The organism is Cupriavidus alkaliphilus (assembly GCF_014191175.1).
GTDB classification, from domain to species: Bacteria; Pseudomonadota; Gammaproteobacteria; order Burkholderiales; family Burkholderiaceae; genus Cupriavidus; species Cupriavidus alkaliphilus.
Window position 1 is genome coordinate 624,881 of the sequence record NZ_JACHWE010000002.1, and the last position, 23,679, is coordinate 648,559.

At 68.1% G+C, this 23,679-nt stretch carries 22 protein-coding genes; 16 read left to right on the forward strand and 6 right to left on the reverse strand.

From position 1 onward, the window contains the following. Nucleotides 1-63: 63 nt before the first annotated feature. Nucleotides 64-903, forward strand: coding sequence for an OXA-1206 family carbapenem-hydrolyzing class D beta-lactamase (gene blaOXA, locus FHX60_RS09280; protein ID WP_183283156.1), 840 nt, complete (start codon nucleotides 64-66; stop codon nucleotides 901-903). A 98-nt stretch (nucleotides 904-1,001) separates the two neighbouring features. On the opposite strand, the gene FHX60_RS09285 is transcribed toward blaOXA, so the two are convergent. Then, nucleotides 1,002-1,862, reverse strand: a complete 861-nt coding sequence (locus tag FHX60_RS09285; protein WP_183283157.1) for a LysR substrate-binding domain-containing protein — start codon at nucleotides 1,860-1,862, stop codon at nucleotides 1,002-1,004. A 91-nt stretch (nucleotides 1,863-1,953) separates the two neighbouring features. Between FHX60_RS09285 and FHX60_RS09290 the strand changes: the two genes are divergently transcribed. From FHX60_RS09290 to FHX60_RS09335, 10 genes are all read left to right on the forward strand, one after another. Beyond that, on the forward strand, nucleotides 1,954-3,270 hold the full coding sequence (locus FHX60_RS09290; RefSeq protein WP_183283158.1) for a DUF3422 family protein: 1,317 nt from the start codon (nucleotides 1,954-1,956) through the stop codon (nucleotides 3,268-3,270). Nucleotides 3,271-3,455: 185 nt separating this feature from the next. Then, nucleotides 3,456-4,724 carry an ROK family protein gene (locus FHX60_RS09295; RefSeq protein ID WP_183283159.1) on the forward strand — a complete coding sequence of 423 codons (1,269 nt, stop codon included), beginning with the start codon at nucleotides 3,456-3,458 and terminating at the stop codon, nucleotides 4,722-4,724. Next, complete coding sequence (locus FHX60_RS09300) at nucleotides 4,711-6,315, forward strand: sugar ABC transporter ATP-binding protein (RefSeq protein ID WP_375790531.1); 1,605 nt, start codon at nucleotides 4,711-4,713, stop codon at nucleotides 6,313-6,315. Before FHX60_RS09295 ends, FHX60_RS09300 begins: the two co-directional genes overlap by 14 nt. An 80-nt stretch (nucleotides 6,316-6,395) precedes the next feature. Then, nucleotides 6,396-7,418, forward strand: coding sequence for an ABC transporter permease subunit (locus tag FHX60_RS09305; protein ID WP_112776623.1), 1,023 nt, complete (start codon nucleotides 6,396-6,398; stop codon nucleotides 7,416-7,418). A 79-nt stretch (nucleotides 7,419-7,497) separates the two neighbouring features. Continuing rightward, nucleotides 7,498-8,424 (forward strand): ABC transporter substrate-binding protein, encoded by a 927-nt coding sequence (locus FHX60_RS09310; protein WP_183283435.1) that lies wholly within the window; start codon nucleotides 7,498-7,500, stop codon nucleotides 8,422-8,424. A gap of 48 nt (nucleotides 8,425-8,472) precedes the next feature. Continuing rightward, entirely contained in the window at nucleotides 8,473-9,966 is a 1,494-nt protein-coding gene (zwf, locus tag FHX60_RS09315) for a glucose-6-phosphate dehydrogenase (protein ID WP_112776621.1), read from the forward strand. A gap of 24 nt (nucleotides 9,967-9,990) precedes the next feature. Continuing rightward, nucleotides 9,991-11,625, forward strand: a complete 1,635-nt coding sequence (gene pgi, locus FHX60_RS09320) for a glucose-6-phosphate isomerase (RefSeq protein WP_183283160.1) — start codon at nucleotides 9,991-9,993, stop codon at nucleotides 11,623-11,625. 38 nt (nucleotides 11,626-11,663) lie between these two features. Next, nucleotides 11,664-12,575 (forward strand): carbohydrate kinase family protein, encoded by a 912-nt coding sequence (locus tag FHX60_RS09325; RefSeq protein ID WP_112776619.1) that lies wholly within the window; start codon nucleotides 11,664-11,666, stop codon nucleotides 12,573-12,575. Between the two features lie 247 nt (nucleotides 12,576-12,822). Beyond that, nucleotides 12,823-13,176: a toxin-antitoxin system TumE family protein gene (locus tag FHX60_RS09330; RefSeq protein WP_244981240.1), complete on the forward strand. Its 354-nt coding sequence runs from the start codon at nucleotides 12,823-12,825 to the stop codon at nucleotides 13,174-13,176. Between the two features lie 3 nt (nucleotides 13,177-13,179). After that, the gene (locus FHX60_RS09335) at nucleotides 13,180-13,542 is read left to right on the forward strand and encodes an HVO_A0114 family putative DNA-binding protein (protein WP_013953158.1); all 363 of its coding nucleotides are present in this window, start codon (nucleotides 13,180-13,182) and stop codon (nucleotides 13,540-13,542) included. 41 nt (nucleotides 13,543-13,583) lie between these two features. Here FHX60_RS09335 and FHX60_RS09340 read toward each other — a convergent pair whose 3' ends face one another. Continuing rightward, a complete protein-coding gene (locus FHX60_RS09340; RefSeq protein WP_092315823.1) occupies nucleotides 13,584-14,297 on the reverse strand; it encodes a PA4824 family protein in 714 nt (237 codons plus the stop codon). 450 nt (nucleotides 14,298-14,747) lie between these two features. Here FHX60_RS09340 and FHX60_RS09345 point away from each other — a divergent pair, with 450 nt between their 5' ends. The 3 genes from FHX60_RS09345 to FHX60_RS09355 all read left to right on the forward strand — a co-directional run bounded on the left by FHX60_RS09345 (nucleotide 14,748) and on the right by FHX60_RS09355 (nucleotide 18,322). Next, nucleotides 14,748-16,073: an MFS transporter gene (locus FHX60_RS09345; RefSeq protein ID WP_112776616.1), complete on the forward strand. Its 1,326-nt coding sequence runs from the start codon at nucleotides 14,748-14,750 to the stop codon at nucleotides 16,071-16,073. A 1-nt stretch (nucleotide 16,074) separates the two neighbouring features. Continuing rightward, on the forward strand, nucleotides 16,075-17,313 hold the full coding sequence (locus FHX60_RS09350; RefSeq protein ID WP_183283161.1) for a metal-dependent hydrolase family protein: 1,239 nt from the start codon (nucleotides 16,075-16,077) through the stop codon (nucleotides 17,311-17,313). Between the two features lie 106 nt (nucleotides 17,314-17,419). Then, nucleotides 17,420-18,322, forward strand: a complete 903-nt coding sequence (locus FHX60_RS09355; RefSeq protein ID WP_183283162.1) for a LysR substrate-binding domain-containing protein — start codon at nucleotides 17,420-17,422, stop codon at nucleotides 18,320-18,322. A gap of 4 nt (nucleotides 18,323-18,326) precedes the next feature. On the opposite strand, the gene FHX60_RS09360 is transcribed toward FHX60_RS09355, so the two are convergent. After that, entirely contained in the window at nucleotides 18,327-19,298 is a 972-nt protein-coding gene (locus FHX60_RS09360; protein WP_112776613.1) for a Bug family tripartite tricarboxylate transporter substrate binding protein, read from the reverse strand. A gap of 301 nt (nucleotides 19,299-19,599) precedes the next feature. Between FHX60_RS09360 and FHX60_RS09365 the strand changes: the two genes are divergently transcribed. Then, on the forward strand, nucleotides 19,600-19,836 hold the full coding sequence (locus FHX60_RS09365) for a DUF2795 domain-containing protein (RefSeq protein WP_112776612.1): 237 nt from the start codon (nucleotides 19,600-19,602) through the stop codon (nucleotides 19,834-19,836). A 39-nt stretch (nucleotides 19,837-19,875) separates the two neighbouring features. On the opposite strand, the gene FHX60_RS09370 is transcribed toward FHX60_RS09365, so the two are convergent. The 3 genes from FHX60_RS09370 to dkgB all read right to left on the reverse strand — a co-directional run bounded on the left by FHX60_RS09370 (nucleotide 19,876) and on the right by dkgB (nucleotide 22,530). Next, nucleotides 19,876-20,262: a hypothetical protein gene (locus FHX60_RS09370; protein WP_183283163.1), complete on the reverse strand. Its 387-nt coding sequence runs from the start codon at nucleotides 20,260-20,262 to the stop codon at nucleotides 19,876-19,878. Between the two features lie 272 nt (nucleotides 20,263-20,534). Further along, nucleotides 20,535-21,650 (reverse strand): alkene reductase, encoded by a 1,116-nt coding sequence (locus tag FHX60_RS09375; protein WP_183283164.1) that lies wholly within the window; start codon nucleotides 21,648-21,650, stop codon nucleotides 20,535-20,537. A gap of 73 nt (nucleotides 21,651-21,723) precedes the next feature. Next, the gene (gene dkgB, locus FHX60_RS09380; protein WP_183283165.1) at nucleotides 21,724-22,530 is read right to left on the reverse strand and encodes a 2,5-didehydrogluconate reductase DkgB; all 807 of its coding nucleotides are present in this window, start codon (nucleotides 22,528-22,530) and stop codon (nucleotides 21,724-21,726) included. 173 nt (nucleotides 22,531-22,703) lie between these two features. Between dkgB and FHX60_RS09385 the strand changes: the two genes are divergently transcribed. Then, the gene (locus FHX60_RS09385; protein ID WP_183283166.1) at nucleotides 22,704-23,630 is read left to right on the forward strand and encodes a LysR family transcriptional regulator; all 927 of its coding nucleotides are present in this window, start codon (nucleotides 22,704-22,706) and stop codon (nucleotides 23,628-23,630) included. Nucleotides 23,631-23,679 lie beyond the last annotated feature (49 nt).

Below are 23,679 nucleotides of genomic sequence, written 5' to 3' on the forward strand. Positions count from 1 at the left end.
TCCTATGCTGCGCATCACGGTCCGGGCCCGGATTGTCATTCCCTTAACTTCCCACGCACAACCATGAACAATCATCTTGCCCGTCTGCTGACGCCGGTGGCCTTCGGCCTCGGCCTGCTTGCCGCCAACCTGCCCGCACTGGCCGCGCCAAAGGAAACGCCGCTCGACGCCGCGGCACTGTTCCGCCAGGCCGATACCACCGGCACCATGGTGATCTACGACCTGCGGCGCGACCGCATGCTGACCTACAACCCGTCGCGCGCCGCCACGCCGTATTCGCCGGCATCGACCTTCAAGATCATGAATTCCCTGATCGGCCTTGAAACCGGCGCGGTGGCCGACGTCGACCACGACAAGCTGCCATGGGACGGCAAGGTCTGGCTGGTGGGCGGCAAGGCCGTGCTGCCCGAGACCTGCAACGCCGACGTGCCGCTGCGCGTGGCCCTGCCCAACTCGTGCGTGCCGGCCTACCAGGCGCTGGCGCGCCGGGTCGGCAGCGCGGCCTACCAGCGCTACCTGACCGCCTCGCACTATGGCAATGCCGACAGCTCGGGGCCGGTGGACCGCTTCTGGCTGAACGGCAAGCTGAAGATCACCGCCTACCAGCAGATCGATTTCCTGAAGGGCCTGGTGCAGCGCACCCTGCCGTTCTCGCCCGCCACCTTCAAGGCCGTGGACGACATCACCGTGCTGGAGCGCACCGCCAACTACACCCTGCACGCCAAGACCGGCTGGGCCACCTCCGCCAAGCCGGCGGTGGGCTGGCTGGTGGGCTGGGTCGAGCGCGGCAATGACGACTACCTGTTCGCGCTGAATCTGGACCTGCTCCGGCCCGAGCATGCCAAGACGCGGATGGAGATTGCGCGGGCGGCGCTGCGGCAGGTGGGGGTGCTGGCGGACTGAGGCTGCGGATTTCGATCGGCATGGCCCCCGACGACGGCCTTGCGAGACCACTGCCATGCGGTCCCGCGGATTAAGCTTGAAACTGCCCCCAAGTGCCGTTATCCGTTCCGGCGCTGCAAGCCGGACAAGATCTGTTCAGCAAGAAAATCACACGGGGGCCGCTTCGACTTGGCGCTGCGCGCCAGCAACAGCTCCAGCGCAGCCAGCTCGGGCAACCCCTGTGGCTGGCCAAGGATCGTGAAATGCGCTGGCACTGCGCAACGCGCCAGCGGCGCCAGCGCCAGTCCGGCTTCCACCATGCTGAGCAGGCCAAGCAGGCTGGGGCTTTCGTAGGACATGCGGTAGGCAATCCCGGCTCGTTCCAGGCTGCGGATCGCGTTGTTGCGCGCGACGCTGCCCGGCTGGAACACGGCGATGGGCAGCGGCCGCTCGTTCCAGATTTCCCGGGCCGACGGCGAAGCCGCCCACACCATCGGTTCCAGCCGGATAAATTCACCGGACAATCCTTTCACGCGCGTGGCGCAGGCCAGGTCGACGGTTCCGTCCTTGACCAGCGGCGCCAGCGCCACGCTCGGCAAGCCGATAACCTGGATTTCGACCTTGGGGTAGGTCGCGGAAAATCTCTTCAGGATCGGCGGCAGCAACGACGAGGCATAGTCATCCGGCATGCCGAGCACCACGCGCCCGGTCACATCCGGGCGTACCACGGCCGCCCAGGCCTCGTCGCGCAGGGCCAGCATGCGGCGCGCGAAGCCCAGCAGCACCTCGCCTTCCGGCGTCAGCAGCAAGTTCCTCGGCTTGCGCACGAACAGCGGCTTGCCCAAAGCGAGCTCAAGCGCCTTGATCTGCATGCTGACCGCCGACTGCGACCGGTGCACGAGTTCGGCCGCACGGGAGATGCTGCCGGTATCTGCCACGGCCACCATCATCGCCAGCACATCGAAGTCAAGCGCTTTCATTGGTATCAGTAAAACTGAAGCAACAAATCAATTTTACGCGTTTTTCTTAATGGTCCGGCCACGGCATACTGATCCGAAACGTTAAACGCCCATGCCGCATCTCATCCTGGACCACCCCCTGCGCGACAGCCTTGCGCGCGAACTGCATGCCCGCCCCTTCCTGCGCATCGGCGGATCCGCTTCGCTGACGCACTTTGCCATCTATGCCGAGGGCGAAGGCGATACCAACATCCACCACGCCCTGCTGGCCGACCTGTGCAGGCTGACCGGGCTCGACCAACCGGCCGACGGCGCGACGCATTACTCGGCGCGCTGGACCCATGGCACGCAACTGAAGTGGGAGCGGCACACCGAGTTTTCCACCTTCACGTTCGTGGCCCGGCGCAGCGACACCGACTACTTCTCGGAGCTGGCCACCTCGCATATCCCGGCGCAATGGTTCGAGCGCATCGCCGGCAAGCGTCTGGTGGCGCTGCGCATGGAACTGGTCTCCGGCGAGGCCGCCAGCCATGCGCGCGACAACGTGAGGCAGTGGATCGATGGCCCTATCCTGGCGGGCAGCCACGTGCTCGGCGGCGGTGAGGTGTTCTGCGACTGGACCATTCCCCCTGACGGCTTTACGCGCTTCCTTGTCATCGACAATGGCTTTCGTGAAGTGCAAGGCGGACGGCTGTTGCAGCGGCTATATGAGATCGAGACGTACCGGATGATGGCGCTGTTGTCATTGCCGGTGGCGCGTGAACTGGGGCGCAGCGTCGATCATCTGCAGAGCGCGCTCGCGCCACTGATGCGCAGCATGGACACCAGCCAGGGCGGGCGCCACGATGCCGCGGTGCTGGAACGACTGACGCACCTGGCCGTCCGCATCGAAGCCCTGGCAGAGTCCGGCAATCGCTTCAGCGCGTCGCGTGCCTACGAGAAGCTGGTGCTGGCACGCATCCAGGAATTGCGGGAAGAACGGATCGAGGGCATCCCGACGATCGCCGAATACATGGAGCGCCGCTTCGCGCCGGCCATGGAGACATGCAGGTCGGTGTGGGCGCGGCACGAGCAGTTTGCCAGCCGCGTGGCACGCGCGCTCGACCTGCTTCGCACGCGCGTCAACCTGGCGCAGGAGCAGGACACCACGCGCCTGCTGGAGGGCATGGACCAGACCGCGCGCAACCAGTTGCGGCTGCAGCATGCGGTCGAAGGCCTGTCCGTGGCTGCCATTTCCTACTACGTGCTGTCGCTCGCCGGCACCGGGCTCAAGGCGCTGCATGCCGTCCATCTGCCGCTGGACCCGGAACTGATCAAGGGCGTGTTGATCCTGCCGGTGGTGCTGCTGGTGCTGCGGGCGACCCGGCGCAGCAAACATGCCGGGGAAAAGGCGTCAACGCGGCGCCAGGCTGAAAACCAAGCTGCGTAACCTGCACATCAGCAGTAGCGAATAGCGCGCCCAGTCTCCATGCCCCTCCAGGGTGGGCTGCGTATGAACGTTCGCCCCCGGGTTTCCCCGTAGTTGAGTTTTCCGCCCTTCCGTCATTTAATTCAGCATGAATTAATTAATGAGCGGGCCGTGGCAGTGTGGTTCGCCAACAGGACGGAGACAACATGACGGCATCCAAGTCGGGGCGTGGCGTGAATTCCGCCAGCCTGCGCCTCTACAACGAACGCGCGCTGCTGCTGGCGCTGCGCCGTGCTGGCGAAGCCTCCAAGGCGGACCTTGCGCGCATGGCGCAACTGACCAATACGGCCGTCGGCAGCATCGTCCAGACGTTGTCCGACGAGGGCCTGGTCGAGCAGTCCGGGCGCCGCACGGAAGGCCAGCGCGGCCAGCCCGCCAGCCTGATCCGGCTTCAGCCCAAGGGCGCCTTCGGCCTGGGCGTGAGGCTGGACCGGGGCAGCATCGAGGTGGCGATGGTGGACTTTGCCGGCCATGTCCTGGCCAGCCGCGCCCATCAACTGGTATTGCCGCACCCGGACCAGGCGCTCGAGCTGGTGCGGCACGATATCGCCGAGCTGCGTGCCCTGCTCACCCCTGCCGAACAGAAGCGGCTGCTGGGCATCGGCGTGGCGCAGCCCTATAACCTCGGCGCCTGGCTGCGCGAGCTGGACGTGCAGGACGATGCGTTCCAGGCCAGCTTCCGAGCCTGGGACGAGGCCGATTTCCCGGCGATGCTCAACGGCGCCACCGGCCTGCCGGTGTTCGGCGAGAACGATGGCACCGCCGCCGCGGTGGCCGAGCTGTTCTACGGGCGCCACCACGCCCAGCATTTCCTGTACGTGTTCCTGGGCCCCGCCATCGGCGGCGGCGTGGTGCTCAACGGCGATTGCGTGCGCGGGGTTTCCGGCAATGCCGGCGACATCGCGATGATGCCGGTGCCGCGCAGCACCCTGTCCTCTGCGCCGCCGGCGACGGGCCAGCGCAAGCGCCACGACATCCTGATCTCGCGCGCGTCGCTCAACGCCCTGACCCGCCACCTGCGCCACCATGGCGTGGTGGTCAGCGGTCACGCCGACCTGGAGCGCCAGGTCGAACTGGGGCACCCGGCGGTCGAGGAATGGGTGGCGGACTGCGTCGATGCGCTCGCGCCCGCGCTGCAGTCCGCCCTGGCGGTGCTCGACGTGCCGCTGGTGATCTTCGACGCCGATATCGACGGCGGCCTGGTCGCCACGCTGATCGCGCGCCTGCAGCAGGCGCTCGCTGAAAGCGCCCCCGAAGCCCGCGCGCCGGCCACCGTGGTACGCGGCTGCTTTGGCGCCAACGCCGGCGCGGTCGGGGCCGCGTCGCTGCCGATGTTCATGAACTTCTCGCCGCGCACCGAGTTGCTACGGGGTGCGTCGGCCATCGTCCCGGAGGCCAGCCATGCCAATGTCTGAAGCACCGCATGCATCGCCGACGCCAACGCCCTTGCATGTTGGCCATGCGGGCCACTGCGGCTCTGCGCCGCTGCTCGAGCTGCATAACATCTCCAAGACCTTCCCCGGCGTGAAGGCGCTCACCAATATGGCGCTGACCGTCTACCCCGGCGAGGTCCATGCGCTGATGGGCGAAAACGGCGCGGGCAAGTCAACGCTGATGAAGATCCTGTCGGGCGCCTACATTGCCGATCCCGGCGGGGAGTGCCGCATCGCCGGCAAGCCGGTAACCATCGACGGTCCGGCCGCGGCGCGCGCCCACGGCGTGGCCGTGATCTACCAGGAACTGAGCCTGGCTCCCAACCTGAGCGTGGCCGAGAACATCTACCTGGGCCGCCACCTGCATCATCGCGGCATGGTCGACCGCGCCGCCATGGCGCGTGCCTGCGCGGCCACGCTGGCGCGTCTGGGCGCGGACTTCACGCCGCAGGCGGCGGTACACACACTGTCGATCGCCCAGCGCCAGCTGGTGGAGATTGCCCGCGCGGTGCACTTCGAGACCCGCATCCTGGTGATGGACGAGCCCACCACGCCGCTGTCCACGCGCGAGACCGACCGCCTGTTCGCGCTGATCCGCCAGCTGCGCGCCGAAGGCCTGGCGATCATCTACATCAGCCACCGCATGGCTGAGATCGACGAGCTGGCCGACCGCGTCACGGTGCTGCGCGACGGCTGCCTGGTCGGCACGCTCACGCGCGATACGCTGACGCAGGCGGCCCTGGTCAAGATGATGGTCGGGCGCGACCTGTCCGGCTTCTATACCAAGTCCCATGGCGAGCGCGCGCCCGGCGAGATCCTGCTGTCGGTGCGCAATATGTCCGACGGGCAGCGCGTGCGCGGCTGCAGCTTCGACCTGCGCGCCGGCGAGGTGCTGGGGCTGGCGGGACTGGTCGGGGCCGGCCGCACCGAGCTGGCGCGGCTGGTGTTCGGCGCCGACGCGCGCACCGGCGGCGCGGTGTTCGTGGCCGGCACGCCGCTGGCGATCAGCGGCCCGCGCCAGGCCATCGATGCCGGCATCGCCTACCTGACCGAAGACCGCAAGCTGCAGGGGCTGTTCCTGGACCAGAGCGTGCACGAGAACATCAACCTGATCGTGGCCGCGCGCGATGCGCTGCGCGGCGGGCGCCTGAACCGCGCCAGCGCGCGCCAGCGCACCGCCGCGGCGATCCGCTCGCTCGGCATCCGCGTGGCGCACCCGCAGGTCAATGTCGGCGCGCTGTCCGGCGGCAACCAGCAGAAGGTGATGCTGTCGCGCCTGCTGGAAACGCGCCCGCGCGTGCTGATCCTGGACGAACCGACCCGCGGCGTGGATATCGGCGCCAAGGCCGAGATCTACCGGCTCATCGATGCGCTGGCGCACTCCGGCGTGGCGGTGCTGCTGATCTCCAGCGAACTGCCCGAAGTGGTTGGCCTGTGCGACCGCGTGCTGGTGATGCGCGAGGGCGAGCTGGCCGGCGAAGTGCCCGGCTGTGCCGATGCCGCGGCCATGCAGGAAAAAATCATCGCGCTGGCGACCGGAGCCCGCGAATCAGCTTCCGCAGTCCTGCACTGACCCATTGAATCCTCATGAAAGCCGGCCAGAAAACGGCTGAGCCGGGGCGGCCTGCTGCCTCGCAGCCACAGGAGACACCAATGCGCAACACCAGCAATGCCAGCAATCCCCTTTCATCCGCGGCCCACGCCGCCCCGCCGGCGCGCGCCGCCGGACGCGCCACCACCCAGGAGCGCCTGCGCGCCCTCGGCATGCTGCCGGTGCTGGTGCTGCTGTGCGTGGGCTTCACGCTGCTGACCGAGAACTTCGCCAGCCTGCAGAACCTCTCGATCATTGCCCAGCAGGCCTCGATCAACCTGGTGCTGGCCGCCGGCATGACCTTCGTGATCCTGACCGGCGGCATCGACCTGTCGGTGGGTTCGATCCTGTCGGTGTCGGCGGTGGTGGCGATGCTGGTGTCGCTGATGCCGCAGCTGGCCGCGCTGAGCGTACCCGCGGCGCTGCTGTGCGGCTTGCTGTTCGGCCTGCTCAACGGCGCGCTGATCGCATTCATGAAGCTGCCGCCGTTTATCGTCACGCTGGGCAGCCTGACAGCGGTGCGCGGGCTGGCGCGCCTGGTCGGCAACGACAGCACGGTCTACAACCCGGATATCCCCTTCGCCTTCATCGGCAACGGCGACCTGCTGGGCGTGCCCTGGCTGGTGGTGATCGCCGTGGCAGTGGTGGCGGTGTCGTGGGTGGTGCTGCGCCGCACGGTGCTGGGGCTGCAGATCTACGCGGTCGGCGGCAATGCCGAGGCCGCGCGCCTGTCGGGCATCAAGGTCTGGGTGGTGCTGCTGTTCGTCTATGCGGTCTCTGGACTGCTGTCGGGACTGGGCGGCGTGATGTCGGCGTCGCGGCTCTATGCGGCCAACGGGCTGCAGCTGGGCCAGTCCTATGAGCTGGACGCGATCGCCGCAGTGATCCTGGGCGGCACCAGCTTTGTCGGCGGGGTCGGTTCGATCGCCGGCACGCTGGTGGGCGCGCTGATCATCGCGGTGCTGTCCAACGGGCTGATCCTGCTGGGCGTGTCGGATATCTGGCAATACATCATCAAGGGCCTGGTGATCATCGGCGCAGTCGCGCTCGACCGCTATCGCCAGAAGGGCTCGGCCCGTACCTGACCTGCCGCCGCACCGGAGACAAGCCGTGATCCCACCCATCCTCAAGGCCCTCGCCGCGGTCGCGCTGGCGGCACTGTCCATGCTGCCCGCCATGGCGCCCGCGCAAAGCGCACCGGCTTCCGCCGCGCCGGCCATGCAACGCCCGCTCAAGAAGGTCGGCGTCACGCTCGGCTCGCTGGGCAATCCGTACTTCGTCGCGCTGGCCCGCGGTGCCGAGGCCGCCGCCCGGCAGGTGAACCCGAAGGCAAAGGTCACCGTGCTGTCGGCCGACTACGACCTGAACAAGCAGTTCGCGCATATCGACAGCTTTATCGTCGCCGGTGTCGACCTGATCCTGATCAACGCCGCCGACGCGCGCGCCATCGAGCCGGCGGTACGCAAGGCGCGCAAGGCGGGCATCGTGGTGGTCGCGGTGGACGTGGCCGCGGCCGGCGCCGATGCCACGGTGCAGACCGACAACACCCAGGCCGGCGAACTGGCCTGCGGCTTTATCGCCGACCGGCTCGAGGGCCGCGGCAACGTCATCATCCAGAACGGCCCGCCGGTGTCGGCGGTGCTGGACCGCGTCAAGGGCTGCAAGACAGTGCTGGCACGCCACCCGGCCATCCGCATCCTCTCCGACGACCAGGATGCCAAGGGCTCGCGCGAAGGCGGGCTGAACGTCATGCAGCTGTACCTGACGCGTTTCCCCAAAGTGGATGCGGTCTTCACCATCAACGACCCGCAAGCCGTGGGCGCGGACCTGGCCGCGCGCCAGCTCAACCGCCGCGGCATCCTGATTGCCTCGGTCGACGGCGCGCCTGACATCGAGGCTGCGCTCAAGGCCGACACGCTGGTGCAGGCTTCGGCCAGCCAGGACCCATGGGCGATTGCGCGCACCGCGGTGCAGCTGGGCGTGGGCATGATGAACGGCCAGCGCCCGGCCAATCCAACCGTGCTGCTGCCGTCCACACTGGTCACGCGCGCCAATGTCGCCCAGTACAAGGGCTGGGCCACGCCCCGCTGAACTGCCACGCCGGTTCCGGTTCCCCTTCCCCCTTATTGCTGATCCAAGATGGCTAGCCACCCTGCCGGCGCTCCGGCGCCTGACTCTGCCCCGGAGTTCGATTTCGTGTTGTTCGGCGCCACTGGCGACCTGGCGCGGCGCAAGCTGCTGCCGGCGCTGTTCGACGCCCACGCCGCCGGTTCGCTGCATCCGCGCGGCCGCATCCTGGCGCTGGGGAGCCAGCCGCTGACGCATGACGCCTACCTGGCCATGCTCGACGATGAAGTGCTGCCCGGACTGCCGGGCCATGCCGCGGCGGCTGCGTGGCCGGGCTTTCTCGAACGCATCGTGTACCTGCAGGTCGATGCCAACGCCCCTGCCGGCTTCGATGCGCTGGCCGAACTGGTCAGCGCCCGCGCGGCACCGGTGGTGGTGTTCTACCTGGCCACGGCCCCGCATCTGTTCGTCACCGTGTGCGAGCAGCTGGCGCGCGTGGGCCTGACCGGCCAGCGCAGCCGCATCGTGCTGGAGAAGCCGCTCGGGCACGACCTGGCTTCGTCCGAGGCCATCAATGCCGAAGTGGCGCGCCATTTTGCCGAGGACCAGATCTACCGGATCGACCACTACCTGGGCAAGGAGTCGGTGCAGAACCTGATGGCGGTGCGCTTCGGCAACGTGCTGTTCGAACCGCTGTGGCGGCGCGAATGGGTGCGCCAGGTGCAGATCACCATTGCCGAAGAGCTGGGCGTGGAGCGCCGCGGCAACTTCTACGACGGCATCGGCGCGCTGCGCGACATGGTGCAGAACCACCTGCTGCAACTGCTGTGCATGGTGGCGATGGAGCCGCCGACCAGCCTCTCGGAAGATGCCATCCGCGACGAGAAGCTGAAGATCCTGAAGGCGCTGCGGCCGATCCGGCCCGAGGACGTCGCCGAGAAGGTGGTGCGTGGCCAGTACGGGCGCGGCGCCGCGGGCGGCGACCCGGTGCCCGGCTATGCCAGCGAGCCCGGCATTGCGCCCGACAGCCGCACCGAGACCTTCGTCGCGATCCGCGCCGAGATCGCCAACTGGCGCTGGGCCGGCGTGCCGTTCTACCTGCGCACCGGCAAGCGCATGCAGTCGCGCGTGGCGGAGATCGTGATCCATTTCCACGACGTGCCCTACCCGCTGTTCCCGCATCCGCTGGGAACCCTGTCCGGCAACCGGCTGGTGATCACCCTGCAGCCGCAGGAGAGCATCCGGCTGTATTTCCTGACCAAGCAGCCGGGCGACACGCAGGCGCTGATTCCGGCCTCGCTGGACCTGCAGCTGACCAGCGCGGCGCCGCGCGTGCGGCGCGTGGGCGCATACGAACGCCTGCTGCTCGACGTGATCCGCGGCCGGCTGGGCCTGTTCGTGCGGCGCGACGAGCAGGTCCAGGCATGGCGCTGGGTTGCGCCCATCCTGGAGACCTGGGAGCACTCGCCCACGCCGCCCAAGCCTTACACCGCCGGCACCTGGGGCCCGGCGGCCTCCAGCGCGCTGCTGTCGCGCGACGGCATGGCCTGGCATGAAGAAATGTAGCCCACGTATTGCGGAGCACCCGAGATGACCACTTCCCTACCCGCCTGGCAAGCGCTGCGCGCGCATGCCGACTGGCTGCGCGGTACCCATATGCGCGACTGGTTCGACGGCCCGCAAGGATCGGCGCGCGCCGCGCGCTTCACCGCCGAGGCCTGCGGCCTGACGCTGGACTACGCCAAGAACCGCATCACCGACGAAACCCTCGCGCTGCTGTTCGCGCTGGCGGCGCAGGCGCGCGTGGCCGAGCGGCGCGACGCCATGTACGCGGGCGAGCCGGTCAACGTCACCGAGCACCGTGCCGCGCTGCATATCGCGCTGCGCGCCTACCCCGAGGATGGCTACCGTGCGCTGGGCGAGCCTGTCGGCGCCCAGGTCGAGGCCGTGCTGGCGCAGATGGCGCGCTTTGCCGATGCGGTGCGCAGCGGCGCATGGACCGGCGTCGACGGCCGCGCGATCACCGACGTCGTCAATATCGGCATCGGCGGTTCGGACCTGGGGCCGCGCATGGTGTGCCGCGCGCTCACCGATGCGCAGACCACCGGTCCGCGCCTGCACTTCGTCGCCAATGTCGACGGCAGCGACCTGGCGCGCACGCTGACCGGGCTCGATGCCGCCACCACCCTGGTGATAGTCTGCTCCAAAACCTTCACCACGCTGGAAACCATGGCCAACGCGCGCACCGCGCGCGACTGGTTCCTGCGGCAGGGCGTGAGCCGCGCCGGCCTGGCGCGCCACTTCGTGGCGGTATCGACCAACCGCGAGGCAGTGGCCGGGTTCGGCATCGACCCGGCCAATATGTTCCCGTTCTGGGACTGGGTGGGCGGGCGCTTTTCGCTGTGGTCGGCGGTGGGCTTGTCGATCGCAGTGGCGATCGGCTTCGAACGCTTCCGGCAACTGCTGGATGGCGCGCGCGCGATGGACATTCATTTCGCCGGTACGCCGCCGCAGCGAAACCTGCCGATGATCCTGGGCCTGCTGGATGTCTGGTACCGCAGTTTCCTCGGCGCCGCGAGCCGCTGCGTGGCGCCCTACTGCGAGCCGCTGGAACTGCTGCCGGCCTTCCTGCAGCAACTGGAAATGGAAAGCAACGGCAAGTCGGTGGGGCTCGACGGCAGCCCCATCGCCGCGGGCTCCGCCGCGGTGGTGTGGGGCACCACGGGCACGAACGGGCAGCACGCCTACTTCCAGATGATGCACCAGGGCTCGCAACTGGTGCCGGTGGATTTCATCGCCACGCTCGCGCCGGTCAGCGCGCTGCCCGGGCACCATACCAAGCTGCTGGCCAACTGCTTTGCGCAGGGCGAGGCGCTGCTGCGCGGACGCAGCGCCGACGAAGTGCGTGCCGAAGGCGTGCGCGACGAAGCGCTGGTGCCGCACCTGGTGTTCGACGGCAACCGGCCCAGCAACACGCTGTTGCTGCAGCGGCTGGATCCCTACCACCTGGGCGCGCTGCTGGCGCTGTCCGAGCACCGCACCTTCGTGCAGGGCGCGCTGTGGCAGATCAACTCCTTCGACCAGTGGGGCGTGGAACTCGGCAAGAAGCTGGCCGCGCCGATCCAGCGCGAACTGGAAGGCACTGACGGCGTGGTCGCGCATGATGCTTCCACCGCGGCGCTGATCCGCCGGGCGCGCGCGGCGCAGCCCACGCCGGCACGCTGACCCGCAGCAATCCACATTCCACCACCAAGGAGACCTCGATGGCCATGCCCCTTCCCCGCTATGTGGTATTCGGCGAAGCGCTGACCGACATGGTGCGGCAGGCCGACGGCAGCTGGCTCGGGCTGCCCGGCGGCTCATGCTGGAACGTGGCGCGCGTGGCCGCCCGGCTGGGCATTGCCACCGCCTTTGCGGGCGCCGTCAGCCAGGACCTGTTCGGCGATGACCTGGCGCAGGCCAGCGCTGACGCCGGCCTGGACAGCCGCTTCCTGCAACGCGTGGCGCGCTCGCCGTTCCTGGCCTTTGTGGCCTCGCGCCATCCGCCGCAGTACTTCTTTGTCGGCGGCGACAGCGCTGACCTGCATTTCGATCCAGCCCGCTTGCCAGAGGGCTGGCGCCAGGCGGCAGAAGCGATCCACTTCGGCTCCATCAGCCTGGTGCGCCAGCCGTTGGCGGCACGCCTGTGTGAAGAAGCCACGCTGGCCGCAACCGCGGGCAAGCGCATTGCCTTCGACCCCAACTTCCGGGACCTGATGCGTGCACCGGGCTACGCCAATGTTCTCGCACACATGCTGCGGCTGGCCAGCTACGTCAAGATCTCCGACGAAGACCTGGCCGGACTCTTTCCCGCGCTCGATACCGACACAGCACTGGCACAAGTACGCGCCATGGCGCCCGATGCAACCGTCATGCTGACGCGCGGCGCGCATGGCATGACGTTGCTCAAGGGCAGTCGTGTCGTCGAGCAGCCTGCGCTCGCGGTCGAGGTGGCCGACACCGTCGGCTGTGGCGATGCGGCGATGGGCGGCTGGATGGCCGGCGTGCTGTCCGGCGCGGCGGGCGACCTTGCCGCACAGGCGCGGCTGGCTGCGGCCGCGGCGGCCATTGCTGCGACCCGGGCCGGCGCATATCCGCCGCGGCGCGATGAAGTGGAAGAACTGCTGGCTGCTTGAAAGGCCGGCGACAGGCCGCAACGGTCAGCAACAGAAAAGCCGGAGCCAGGAAAGCCTTTTGGGAAAGCTCTAAATACGCGTCAGATCTCGCGAAAGTAACCCCATCGTTACATTGTCGATGGCAAAGTGATGTGCTAGCCAGACGAGCCTTGGCCACATGCAACGGGATTCGGTATCCCCCTGTGGGCGTACAAAACTATGCAAGCGGTCGGGCTCGCCATACTTATCACACTGTGATAGCATATCTATGCGCGACCGTAGCCTCGACACACTGTTGGACCTGGATGGACTCCGCTTCGTCATAGATGACGAAAGCTTGCATTGGGTGAAAATCGTGGTGCGTACCTGCCCTGTCTCGCAGGAACGCCCTCACGGGCTGAGGTATTCGCTGACACTGCATGACAAGATTGGCTGCCGTTTGCTTGGCTTTGACAATGCGCACGGCATCAATGAGGGTTCCGGGCCAGGAGTGCGGACGCGCATTGAATACGACCACCAGCACATGGCGGCGGGCGTTCGATTCTACGACTACCAGGATGCTTCCACGTTGCTGGAAGATTTCTGGACAGAGGTCGACAAGATCCTGCAGCACAAGGAGTGAATGATGAGCGGCAACCTCAAGATTGGCATCGCCTCACTGGAAGACTTCAAGGCCCGCACCATGGCGATCGCCCGCGGCAAACTCAAGCCCGGAAAGGATGAGCCCAAGGTCTGGTTTCAATCGCTGGACGTGCTGGCAAAGGTCCTTTCCCCAGCCAATCGCCAATTGCTTGCACTGATCGCGGAAACGAATCCTGAATCGCTCGAAGAGCTATCGCAGAAAACCGGGCGCGCCGTGTCGAACCTGTCGCGGACACTCCGCACGATGGAGGGCTACGGCTTGATCCACTTCGAACAAGGGCCACGCCGCAGGCTTGCTCCGCGCGTTGACTACAGCGGCGTGGAGCTTGAGCTTGCTTTCCACTAACGTCCGCTGACTGGCCGGCACCATGGCCGGCGCGCTCGCCGCTACGGCAAAAACGCCGGCGACAGCAGACGCAGCCCGACGGTAAAGAAGCGCGCGCCCGTGCCGCCGCCGAACACATTGCCATAGGTGGTGTCGACCTGCACCCGGTCCTGCACCACCCAGAAGCGGAAGCCGGCCTGGAAGGACGGCTTGCCGCGGTTCTCGCCGAAGGTCTCGGCGATCAGGAACACGCGCGGGTGAAGCTGGGTTTCGGTGCCCGCGCCCCAGGTCATGCGCGTCTGGCGATTGCCGGTGTCGCGGTTGGCGCCCAGGTTCAGGTGCGCGACGAAGCGGTCGTCCGCGAACGAGAACGACACCGGCACGTTGACATAGAGGTTGCCCAGCACCTTGCCGGGCTCGGCGTCGGGATGGTGGATCACGCCGCCCGACAGCGCAATGCCGTAGCCGTTGGTTTCCAGCGGCTTGAGCAGCGTCTTGGCCTGGAACTGCACATTGGTGCCGTCCCAGCCGCCATCGACGCGCTGCAGCGAACCGCCCAGCGTAAGTTCGAGGTTGCCGGTGGGATTGCAGCCCGGCAGCGCCCACAGCTCATTGCCGCCGGACTGGAACTGCATCCACGATTCCAGCTGGCAGGCCTTGGGATCGACGATGCGGGCATCGTCCGTGATCAGTGGCCGCGCCGCCAGCGCCGGCCGGCAGGCCGCGGCCACGATGGCCAGCGCGGCCAGGCGTACGAAGAACTGGTGCCACACCATGGCAACCTCCTGAGCAAATACAGCCATACGGCCGGCGACGATACACGCCGGCCGTGACAAGACATCGAAAGGCAGCAAGGGAGGTCTGGCACCGGCGGTCGCAGGCGTGGGCCTGGCCGCATGGGGCATGGCAGCGCCGGGCGGCGGCACTGCAGCGAATGACCGCAGTGTCTCAGCGCGCCGGCGCGGCCGGGAAAACTCCCGTTGCGCAAGAAGGACTGGGACAACTGTCCACGGATAGCTCCGTTGGTTGGAACGGGGCGCAGTGTAATCCCGGCCCATGGCGCGGTCAACCCGATCCATGCGCCGCGCGCATGGCTGCATGCGGAGATTTCGCTACCGCTCGCCGACCACCCTCTCCTAACATCGTCGGCACCATCTGCCAGGCCGGTGCGAGATGCAAGCGCCCGGTCCCTGCCCCCCGGCAGATGCCACAGAGGAGGAAGCCAAATGCCAAACAGTGCCGCGCCAACGAGCGCGCCCTACACGCCGCCGACCCAGGCGGCGCCCGCCATCCAGCCCAGCCAGCGCCGCCGCGCCATCGTCGCCACGGTGATCGGCAACGGCCTGGAGTGGTTCGATTTCACCGTGTACAGCTTTTTCGCGGTCATCATCGCCAGGCTGTTCTTCCCCACCGGCAACGACCTCAGCTCGCTGCTGCTGGCCGTGGCCACCTTCGGCGTGGGCTTTTTCATGCGGCCGGTGGGCGGCATCGTGCTGGGCGTCTACGCCGACCGCGTCGGGCGCAAGGCGGCGCTGTCGCTGACCATCCTGCTGATGGCACTGGGCACGACCTTGATCGGGATTGCCCCCACCTATGACCAGATCGGCATTCTGGCCCCGCTGCTGATCGTGGTGGCGCGGCTAATGCAAGGTTTCTCCGCCGGCGGCGAAATGGGCGGCGCCACCGCCTTCCTGACCGAATACGCACCGGCGCGCCAGCGCGCCTACTATTCCAGCTGGATCCAGGCCAGCATCGGCGTGGCCGTGCTGCTGGGCGCCGCGGTCGGCACCTTCGTCACCAGCTCGCTGAGCGAGGAGGCACTCAACAGCTGGGGCTGGCGCCTGCCGTTCCTGCTGGGCATCGTGATCGGCCCGGTGGGCTACTACATCCGCCACCACCTGGACGAGACCCCGGCCTTCCGCGACACCGCCGAGCGCGCGGATTCGCCGCTGAAGGAAATCTTCCAGGCCTATCCGCGCGAAACCGCCGCCAGCTTCTCGATGGTGATCCTGTGGACCGTGTGCACCTATGTGCTGCTGTTCTACATGCCGACCTACGCCGTCAAGGTGCTGAAGGTGCCGCAGGCCGACGGCTTCGTCGCCGGCATGGCGGGCGGCTGCGCCATCATGGTGTTCGCGCCGCTGGTGGGGCTGCTGGCCGACCGCATCGGCCGGCGCGTGCTGCTGAGCGGCTCGGCGCTGCTGATCCTGGTGCTGGCGTGGCCCATGTTCGCGTACATCAACCACCTGCCCGGCCTGGCCTCGCTGCTGGTGTTCCAGCTGGTGTTCGGGGTGCTGATCGCCACCTATACCGGCCCGATCCTGGCGGCCTTCTCCGAGCTGTTCCCGGCGCGCGTGCTGTCGACCGGCCTGTCGGTGGCCTACAACTTCGCGGTGACGATCTTCGGCGGCTTTGCCTCCTTCATCATCACCTGGCTGATCGCCAGCACCGGCAGCAGCATGGCGCCCGCCATCTACGTGATGATCGCCGCCGCCATCAGCCTGGTCGGCACCCGCTTCGTGCGCGAACCCTCCTATCTGCAACAACGCTGACATGTCCCAGAACACCCAGATCCTTTTCCACGGCGGCGATGTGCTCGAACCCGGCACGGGAGAGCTGCTGCGCGGCCACGACGTGCTGGTCGACGGCGAGCGCATCGCCGCGGTCGGCCCGGCCATCGATGCTCCCAATGCCCGGCGCATCGACGCGCGCGGCAAGACCGTGATGCCCGGCCTGATCGACTGCCACGTGCACGTGCTGGCGTCGCTGGCCAACCTCGGCCTGAACGCGGTCCAGCCCAACGTGCTGGTGGCGATCCGCGCCCTGCCGATCATGCAGCGTATGCTGGAGCGCGGCTTTACCACCGTGCGCGATGCCGGCGGCGCCGACTGGGGCCTGTCGCAGGCGGTGGCCACCGGGCTGGTGCCGGGCCCGCGCATCTTTGCCTCGGGCAAGGCGCTGTCGCAGACCGGCGGCCATGGCGACTTCCGTCCGCGCTCCGATGTGCTCGAGCCCTGCTCGTGCGCCTTCCGCGCCGGCGCCATTGCCCGGGTGGCCGATGGCGTGGACGCGGTGCGGCTGGCGGTGCGCGAGGAAATCCAGAAAGGCGCGACCCAGATCAAGATCATGGCGTCGGGCGGCGTGGCGTCGCCGACCGACCCCATCGGCAACACCCAGTACAGCGAGGACGAGATCCGCGCCATCGTCGCCGAGGCCGAGGCCGCGCAGACCTACGTGATGGCCCACGCCTACACCGGCCGCGCGATCACGCGCGCGGTACGCTGCGGCGTGCGCACCATCGAGCATGGCAACCTGGTCGACCGCGCCGCCGCCGACGAAATGCGCAAGCACGGCGCCTTTGTCGTGCCGACGCTGGTCACCTACGACGCGCTGGCGCGCGACGGTGCCCGCCTGGGCCTGCCGCCCGAATCGGTGGCCAAGATCGAGACCGTGCGCCAGGCCGGCCGCGACTCGCTGCGCCTCTATGCCGATGCCGGCGTGCCGATGGGCTATGGCTCGGACCTGCTCGGCGAGATGCACGACCACCAGGCCGACGAGTTCCGCATCCGCGCCGAACTGCTGGGCAACCTGGAAGCGATCCGCTCTGCCACCTCGATCGCCGCGGCCATCCTGCAGCGCGAAGGCGAACTGGGCACCACGCGTGCCGGCGCGCTGGCCGACCTGCTGCTGGTCGACGGCAACCCGCTCGCCGACATCAGCCTGATCGCCGGACAGGGTGAACGCCTGAGCGTGGTGATGCAGGCGGGCCGCATCCACCGCCGCGCCGGCTGAGCCGGCCGCCGCCACCCGGATGCCGCGGGTGGCAAGCCTCTCCCGCCCCACGCGCTGGCACATGCCGGCGGTCTATCATGGCGGCATCTCCGGCCCGGACGCCCCCATGCGCATTTCCCCGCTCCCGCCCCTGCCCAACCTGGTCGCCTTCGAAGCCGCGATGCGGCACGGCAGCTTTACCCGCGCCGCGGCCGAACTGCACCTGACGCAGAGCGCGATCAGCCGCCAGGTGGCACAGCTGGAACGCTTCCTGGGGCGCAAGCTGTTTATCCGCGAACCGCGCGCGCTGCGCCTGACCGTGAGCGGGCAACGCTATGCCGAGGTGGTGCAGCGCCTGCTGGTCGGCTGCGCCGAGGCCACCGAAGACGTGATGAAGGTACGCAGCCATACCGCGCTGACGGTGGCCTGCTCAAGCGGCGTCGCGGTGCTGTGGCTGACGCCGCGGCTGGCCTCGTTCCGCGCCGCCCACCCCGAGATCCAGCTGCGCCTGACCGTCAACGACAGCCTGTCGGCGCTGTCGCCGGCAGAGTTCGACATCGGCCTGTACTACCTGCGCGAAGGACCGCCGCCCGGGCTGGCCGCGCGCCGGCTGTACGGCGAGGAAGTGTTCCCGGTCTGCACGCCCGGCTATCTCGGCGGCCGCACGCTGGCCCCGTCGGACCTGGCCGGCGAGACCCTGCTGATGCTTGACGACGGCCAGCGCCAGTGGATGTCGTGGCAGACCTGGCTGGCCCACCAGGGGCTGCCCGACGCCACGCCGCGCAACGTGCTGACCTCGAACCAGTACCCGATCCTGCTGCAGCTGGCCATGGAAGGCCAGGGCATCGCGCTGGGCTGGCGCCACATGATCGATGCCTGCCTGCGCGACGGCCTGCTGGTGCGCGCCTGCGACGCCAGCGCCAGCCTGGGCGGCGGCTACCACGCGGTATGGCCGCGCGACCGGATGGAACCCGCCGCGGCGCGCGCGTTCCGCAACTGGCTGGTGCGGCAGGCGGCGGCCGCGTCGTGACGGCTCAGGACCCGGCCTTGTAGTTCGTCTCCTTGACGATCTTTGCCCACCTTGCCGCGTCCTCGGCGATGGTGGCGGCGAACTGTTCCGGGGTGCCGCCCACCACCTCGTAGTCGATCGCGGCCAGCCGTTGCCGGATGTCGGGCTGCGCCAGGATGCGGTTCATCTCCTGGTTCAGCCGCGTGACGATCTCCTTCGGCGTTCCGGCCGGCGCCAGCAGGCCGGCCCACGAGTTGAACGCCATGCCGTCGAAACCGGCCTCCTGCATGGTCGGGACATCCGGCAGCGCGGGCGAGCGCCTGGACGCGAACACCGCCAGCGGGCGCAGCTTGCCGGCCTTGATCATGGCCATGCCGTTGAACGGGTCGATGGTCATGTCGACCTCGCCCGAGACCACCGCCTGCATCTGCGGGCCGGTGCCGCGGTACGACACGCTGACCACGTCGGGCGTGCCCGCGGCGCTCTTGAAGGTGGCGCCGATCAGCTCGATCATGCTGCTGCCGGCCGACAGGCTCAGCGGCCGGGACTTCGCCTTGGCCAGCGCCACGAACTCCTGCACGGTCCTGGCCGGCACCGACGGGTGCACCACCATCACGAAGCCGATATTGCTGATCTGCGAGATCGGCGCGAAGCTCTTCAGCGGCTCATAGCCCGCCTTGTACAGCACCGGGCTGAGCGTCTGCGCGCCGGCGGTATTGAGCAGCAACGTATAGCCATCGGGGGCCGCGCGCGCCGCCGCGTCGGTGCCGATGATGCCGTTGGCGCCAGGACGGTTTTCCACCACCACCGACTGCTTCAGCGCCTCGCCCAGCTTTTGCGAAATCAGCCGCGCCACCACGTCGGTGGCGCCGCCGGGGGCGAACGGCACCACCATGCGGATCGGCTTGCTGGGGTAGGTGTCGCTCCAGGCCAGCGCGGGCATCGCGCCCAGCATGGCGGCGCACAGCATCAGGCGGCGGCGCGGATTCGGTTGCATCGGGGTGTCTCCTGGATGGCGGTGGTCGGAAGCGGTGCCGCACGGTGGCTAGCACCTGCCATTATTCATAGTTATGAATTAAATTTTACGCACATAAACTTTACCGTCAATTAGGGGTATGTGCGGACTGCGCAGCCGGTGAAGTGCTTCGCCGAAGACGCCGGCAACCCAGTGCCCGGCAGGATTCCCCCATGGCATGTGGTTTGCGTTTCCATCAGGCTTCGACGTCGGGAAGCAGGCCGCGGGTGGCTTCGGATCGGGAGCCTCGCGCGTTCGGCGCAACATCTACCGGAGATCAGCCATGGCAAATGACAAGCGTCCGCAAGGAAATCCGCGCGTGGATCGATGGGATCCGGCCGCGCTCGAGCAGGCACTGCGCGGCCTGGACTATCCCGCGACGCGTGGCGCGTTGGTTTCCACCGCGCGCGACAACGACGCGGATGACGCGATCGTGGATGCCCTGCTGGGCATACCTGAACAAAACTACCGGGATGCTGCGGAAGTGGCGCGAGCCGTTGCGCGGCACCTCGGCACGTAGCAGGGACCGCCGCGCAGGCCCTCGCCTGCGCCCGGGATTTCAGCGTCGATCGCTGTACAGCGGGTCCAGGTCGTGCCGGAACAGCTTGCGCAGCGGAGCGGGATACTGGAACGCCAGCACGGGCTCCAGCGCGCCTTGCTGGTCCCGGAACACCTCGAACAAGCGGCGCCTGCCGCCGCCGTCCCAGCCAAAGACATAGACGTAGGCGCTGCCCCGCCACGCCAGCGTTCCGGCCCCGAACGGCGGTCCCACCTCGGCAAGCGGGCAATAGCGGGCGCAGAGCGCCAGGGCCGTCTTTTCAGGTCCGGTGGGCTCGCGGTTGGTGTCTGTTTCAAACGTCGCGCCCAGGCCCGGGGCGAGCGACAGAGGAGGACCGTTGGGATGTGCCGGCGCAAGGCGGTGAACTGGCGACTGGTGGGCAGGCACTGTCTCACTCCTTTTTCTTGAGGGTTCCATATCGCGCGCCGACGGCACCAGCCGATCAAACGCGAATGATTCGCGCCTTCATATCACTTTGCTGCTCCCCAAAAGAAAGCGCCCGCAGGTGGAACCTGGCGGGCGGGCTTTCCCGGGTGCGGACGGGCGCATTCGGACCGTGCCGATATTGCCCTGCTATGTCGGTCGCAGCATATCCCTCTAAAGCACTACAGCAGCAACGCGCATCGCGCCGTCACGCCGCCAGCTCCACCCGGGCGGGCTCAGGCCGCGGCTTGCGCCAGCGTCGGATAGTCGGTCAGCCCTTGCGCCCCGCCGCCGAACAGGGTGTCGCGCTGGTGCTGCGCCAGTGGAGCGCCGACGCGCAAACGCTCGGGCAGGTCCGGATTGGCCACGAACGGACGGCCGAACGCGATCAGGTCGGCCCAGCCGGCGGCAACGGCGTCGCGGGCACGCTCGGCGGTGTACTTGCCGGCATAGATCAGCACCCCCGGGAAGGCCTCGCGCAGCCGTTGCTTGAATGCCAGCGGCATCAGCGGCGCGTCGTCCCAGTCCGCTTCGGCGATATGGAGGTAGCCGACGCCAAGCTGGCCCAGCAGCCTGGCGGCGCCCAGGTACGTCGTTTCCGGATCGTCATCGACGCAGCCGTTGAGCGTGGTCAGCGGCGCCAGGCGGATGCCGACGCGCGATGCATCACCGGCGCCTTCGATCAGTGCCTGCGCGACTTCGCCCAGGAAGCGCAGCCGGTTTTCCAGCGAGCCACCGTACGCATCCGTGCGGGTGTTGGCGCCCGAGTCGATGAACTGGTTCACCAGGTAGCCGTTCGCGCCGTGCAGCTCGACGCCGTCGAAGCCCGCCGCGATTGCGTTGCGGGCCGCGGCACGGTACTGGTCGACGACCTCGCGGATTTCGTCCACCGTCAGTGCGCGGGGCACGGAGGCCTGGACGAAACCCGGGGTGCTGCCGTCCTCCGCCGCAATGAAGACATTGACGCCCTGCGCCTGGATCGGCGACGACGACACCGGTTGCCGGCCGCCCAGCAGGCTGGTGTGGCTGAGCCGGCCGACGTGCCAGAGCTGCGCGAAGATGCGCCCGCCGGCGGCGTGGACCGCGCCGGTCACCTTGCGCCATCCGGCCACCTGCGCCGGCGTATGGATGCCCGGCGTCCAGGCGTAGCCCTTCCCCAGCGGGTCGATATAGGTGCCCTCGCTGACGATCAGGCCGGCGCCGGCGCGTTGCGCATAGTAGGCGGCCATCAGGTCGTTGGCCTCGTCGCCGGGCTGGCTCGCGCGCGAGCGGGTCATCGGCGGCATGACGATGCGGTTCGGCAGCGCCAGGCCACCCAGTTGCAGCGGTTGGAACAGCGGATCCTTGTTCATTGTGCTTGTCCTGTCAGGTTCGCGGCCGGGGGGCCGCGAACGGGTCATCGGGAATGTCGGCGCGTCAGGTCGCTCAGTCCCATTGCGGCGCCAGCCCGTCCGGGCTGACCTCGCGGCCGTTGCGCTCCAGCGCGGCGATCTGCGCCATGTCGTCTTCGCTGAGCCGCAGGGTCTGCGCCAGCAGGTTGCTGGCCAGGTTCTCGCGTTTGGTCGACGACGGAATCACCGAGTAGCCCAGCTGCAGCGCCCACGCCAGCACCACCTGCGCGGGCGTGGCCTGGTGCCGCTGCGCGATCGCGCCGATCACCGGGTCGCCAAGCACCTTGCCGTAGGCGAGCGTCATGTACGACGTTACGTGGATGCCTTCGCGCTGCAGGAACGCCACCAGCTCGCGGTTCTGCAGGTAGGGGCTCAGTTCGATCTGGTTGGTGGCGATCGCATCCTTGCCGACCGCGGCGATGGCCTGGCGCGTCAGCGCGATGTTGAAGTTGGAGACGCCGATCTGCCGCGTCAGGCCTTTTTCCTTCGCGCCGGCCAGCGCGGTCATGAAGGTTTCCAGCGGCACGCCATTGCCGGGTGCCGGCCAGTGGATCAGGGTCAGGTCGACGTAGTCGGTGCGCAGCTTGCGCAGGCTCTCTTCGAGGCTCGGCACGAGCTTGTCCGGGGCGTAGTTGTCGACCCAGATCTTGGTGGTCAGGAACAGCTCGTCGCGGCGCACGCCGGAAGCCGCGATGGCCTCGCCGATCTCGGCTTCGTTGCCGTAGATCTGCGCGGTGTCGATGGCGCGATAGCCCAGTTCAAGGCCGTTGCGGACCGAGTCGATGACAACCTGGCCTTGCAGGCGGAAAGTGCCGAGGCCGAAGGCGGGAATCTTGCTCATGGTTTTAGCTCCTGGGGAGAAGACAGGGAAGGCTGGTTCGATGCAGCCATTCTGCCCGCCGGAACTGATGAGATAAACGCCTTTACTGGACAAAAATATTTGATTTGAGATCAAGGATTGCCACGCGCTGCGGCATCGTCTATAAACCAGTCTGTCTCGATTCCGGCGCAACCATGAAAATCACGCTCGACGAACTGCTCGCCTTTGCGACCGTGGTCGACAGCGGCTCGATCACGGCCGCCGCGCAGCAGCTCGACCTCACCGTCTCGGCAACCAGCCGCACCCTCGCCCGCCTCGAGGAAAAGCTCAAGACCACGCTGCTGCGCCGGACCACGCGCCGCCTCGAGCTGACCGAGGAAGGCCAGGCCTTCCTGCACGACGCGCGCGCCATCATCGACTCGGTCGAAAGCGCCGAAGAACAGATGCTGGCGCGGCGCGAGAAGCCGTCCGGGCGCCTGCGCGTCGACGCGGCGTCGCCGTTCATGCTGCATGTGATCGTGCCGCTGGTGCACGGCTACCGCGAGCGCTTTCCGCAGGTCGAGCTGGAGCTGAACAGCAACGAGGGCATCATCGACCTGCTTGAGCGGCGCACCGACGTGGCCATCCGCATCGGCCGCCTGAAGGACTCGACGCTGCATAGCCGGCTGATCGGCAACAGCCGGGTGCGCATGCTGGCCAGTCCGGCCTACCTCGAGGCGCACGGCCAACCGCGCAAGGCGCAGGATCTCGGCAAGCACGCGCTGCTCGGCTTCAACCAGCCCGAATCGCTGAACGTGTGGCCGATCCTGGGTGCGGACGGCGAGCCCTACCGGATCGAGCCGGCGGTGTGGTCGTCGAGCGGCGAAACGCTCAGGCAGCTGGCGCTGGAGGGCGCGGGGATCGTGTGCCTGTCGGACTTCATGACCGCGCACGACCGCGAGGCGGGCCGGCTGGTGCAGGTGCTGGCGCGCCAGACGCAGGACGTGCGCCAGCCGATCCATGCGGTCTACTACCGCAATACCGCGATCTCCGCGCGGATCGCGTCGTTCGTCGACTACCTGGTCGAGGCGATCGGCGGCAAGGGCGGTTCACGGCAGCCGGCGGCGTGGGCCCAGCCGTGACGATGGCCCAGGCCACCACGAAGCTGGAGGCCAGCCGGGCCCGGGGCCG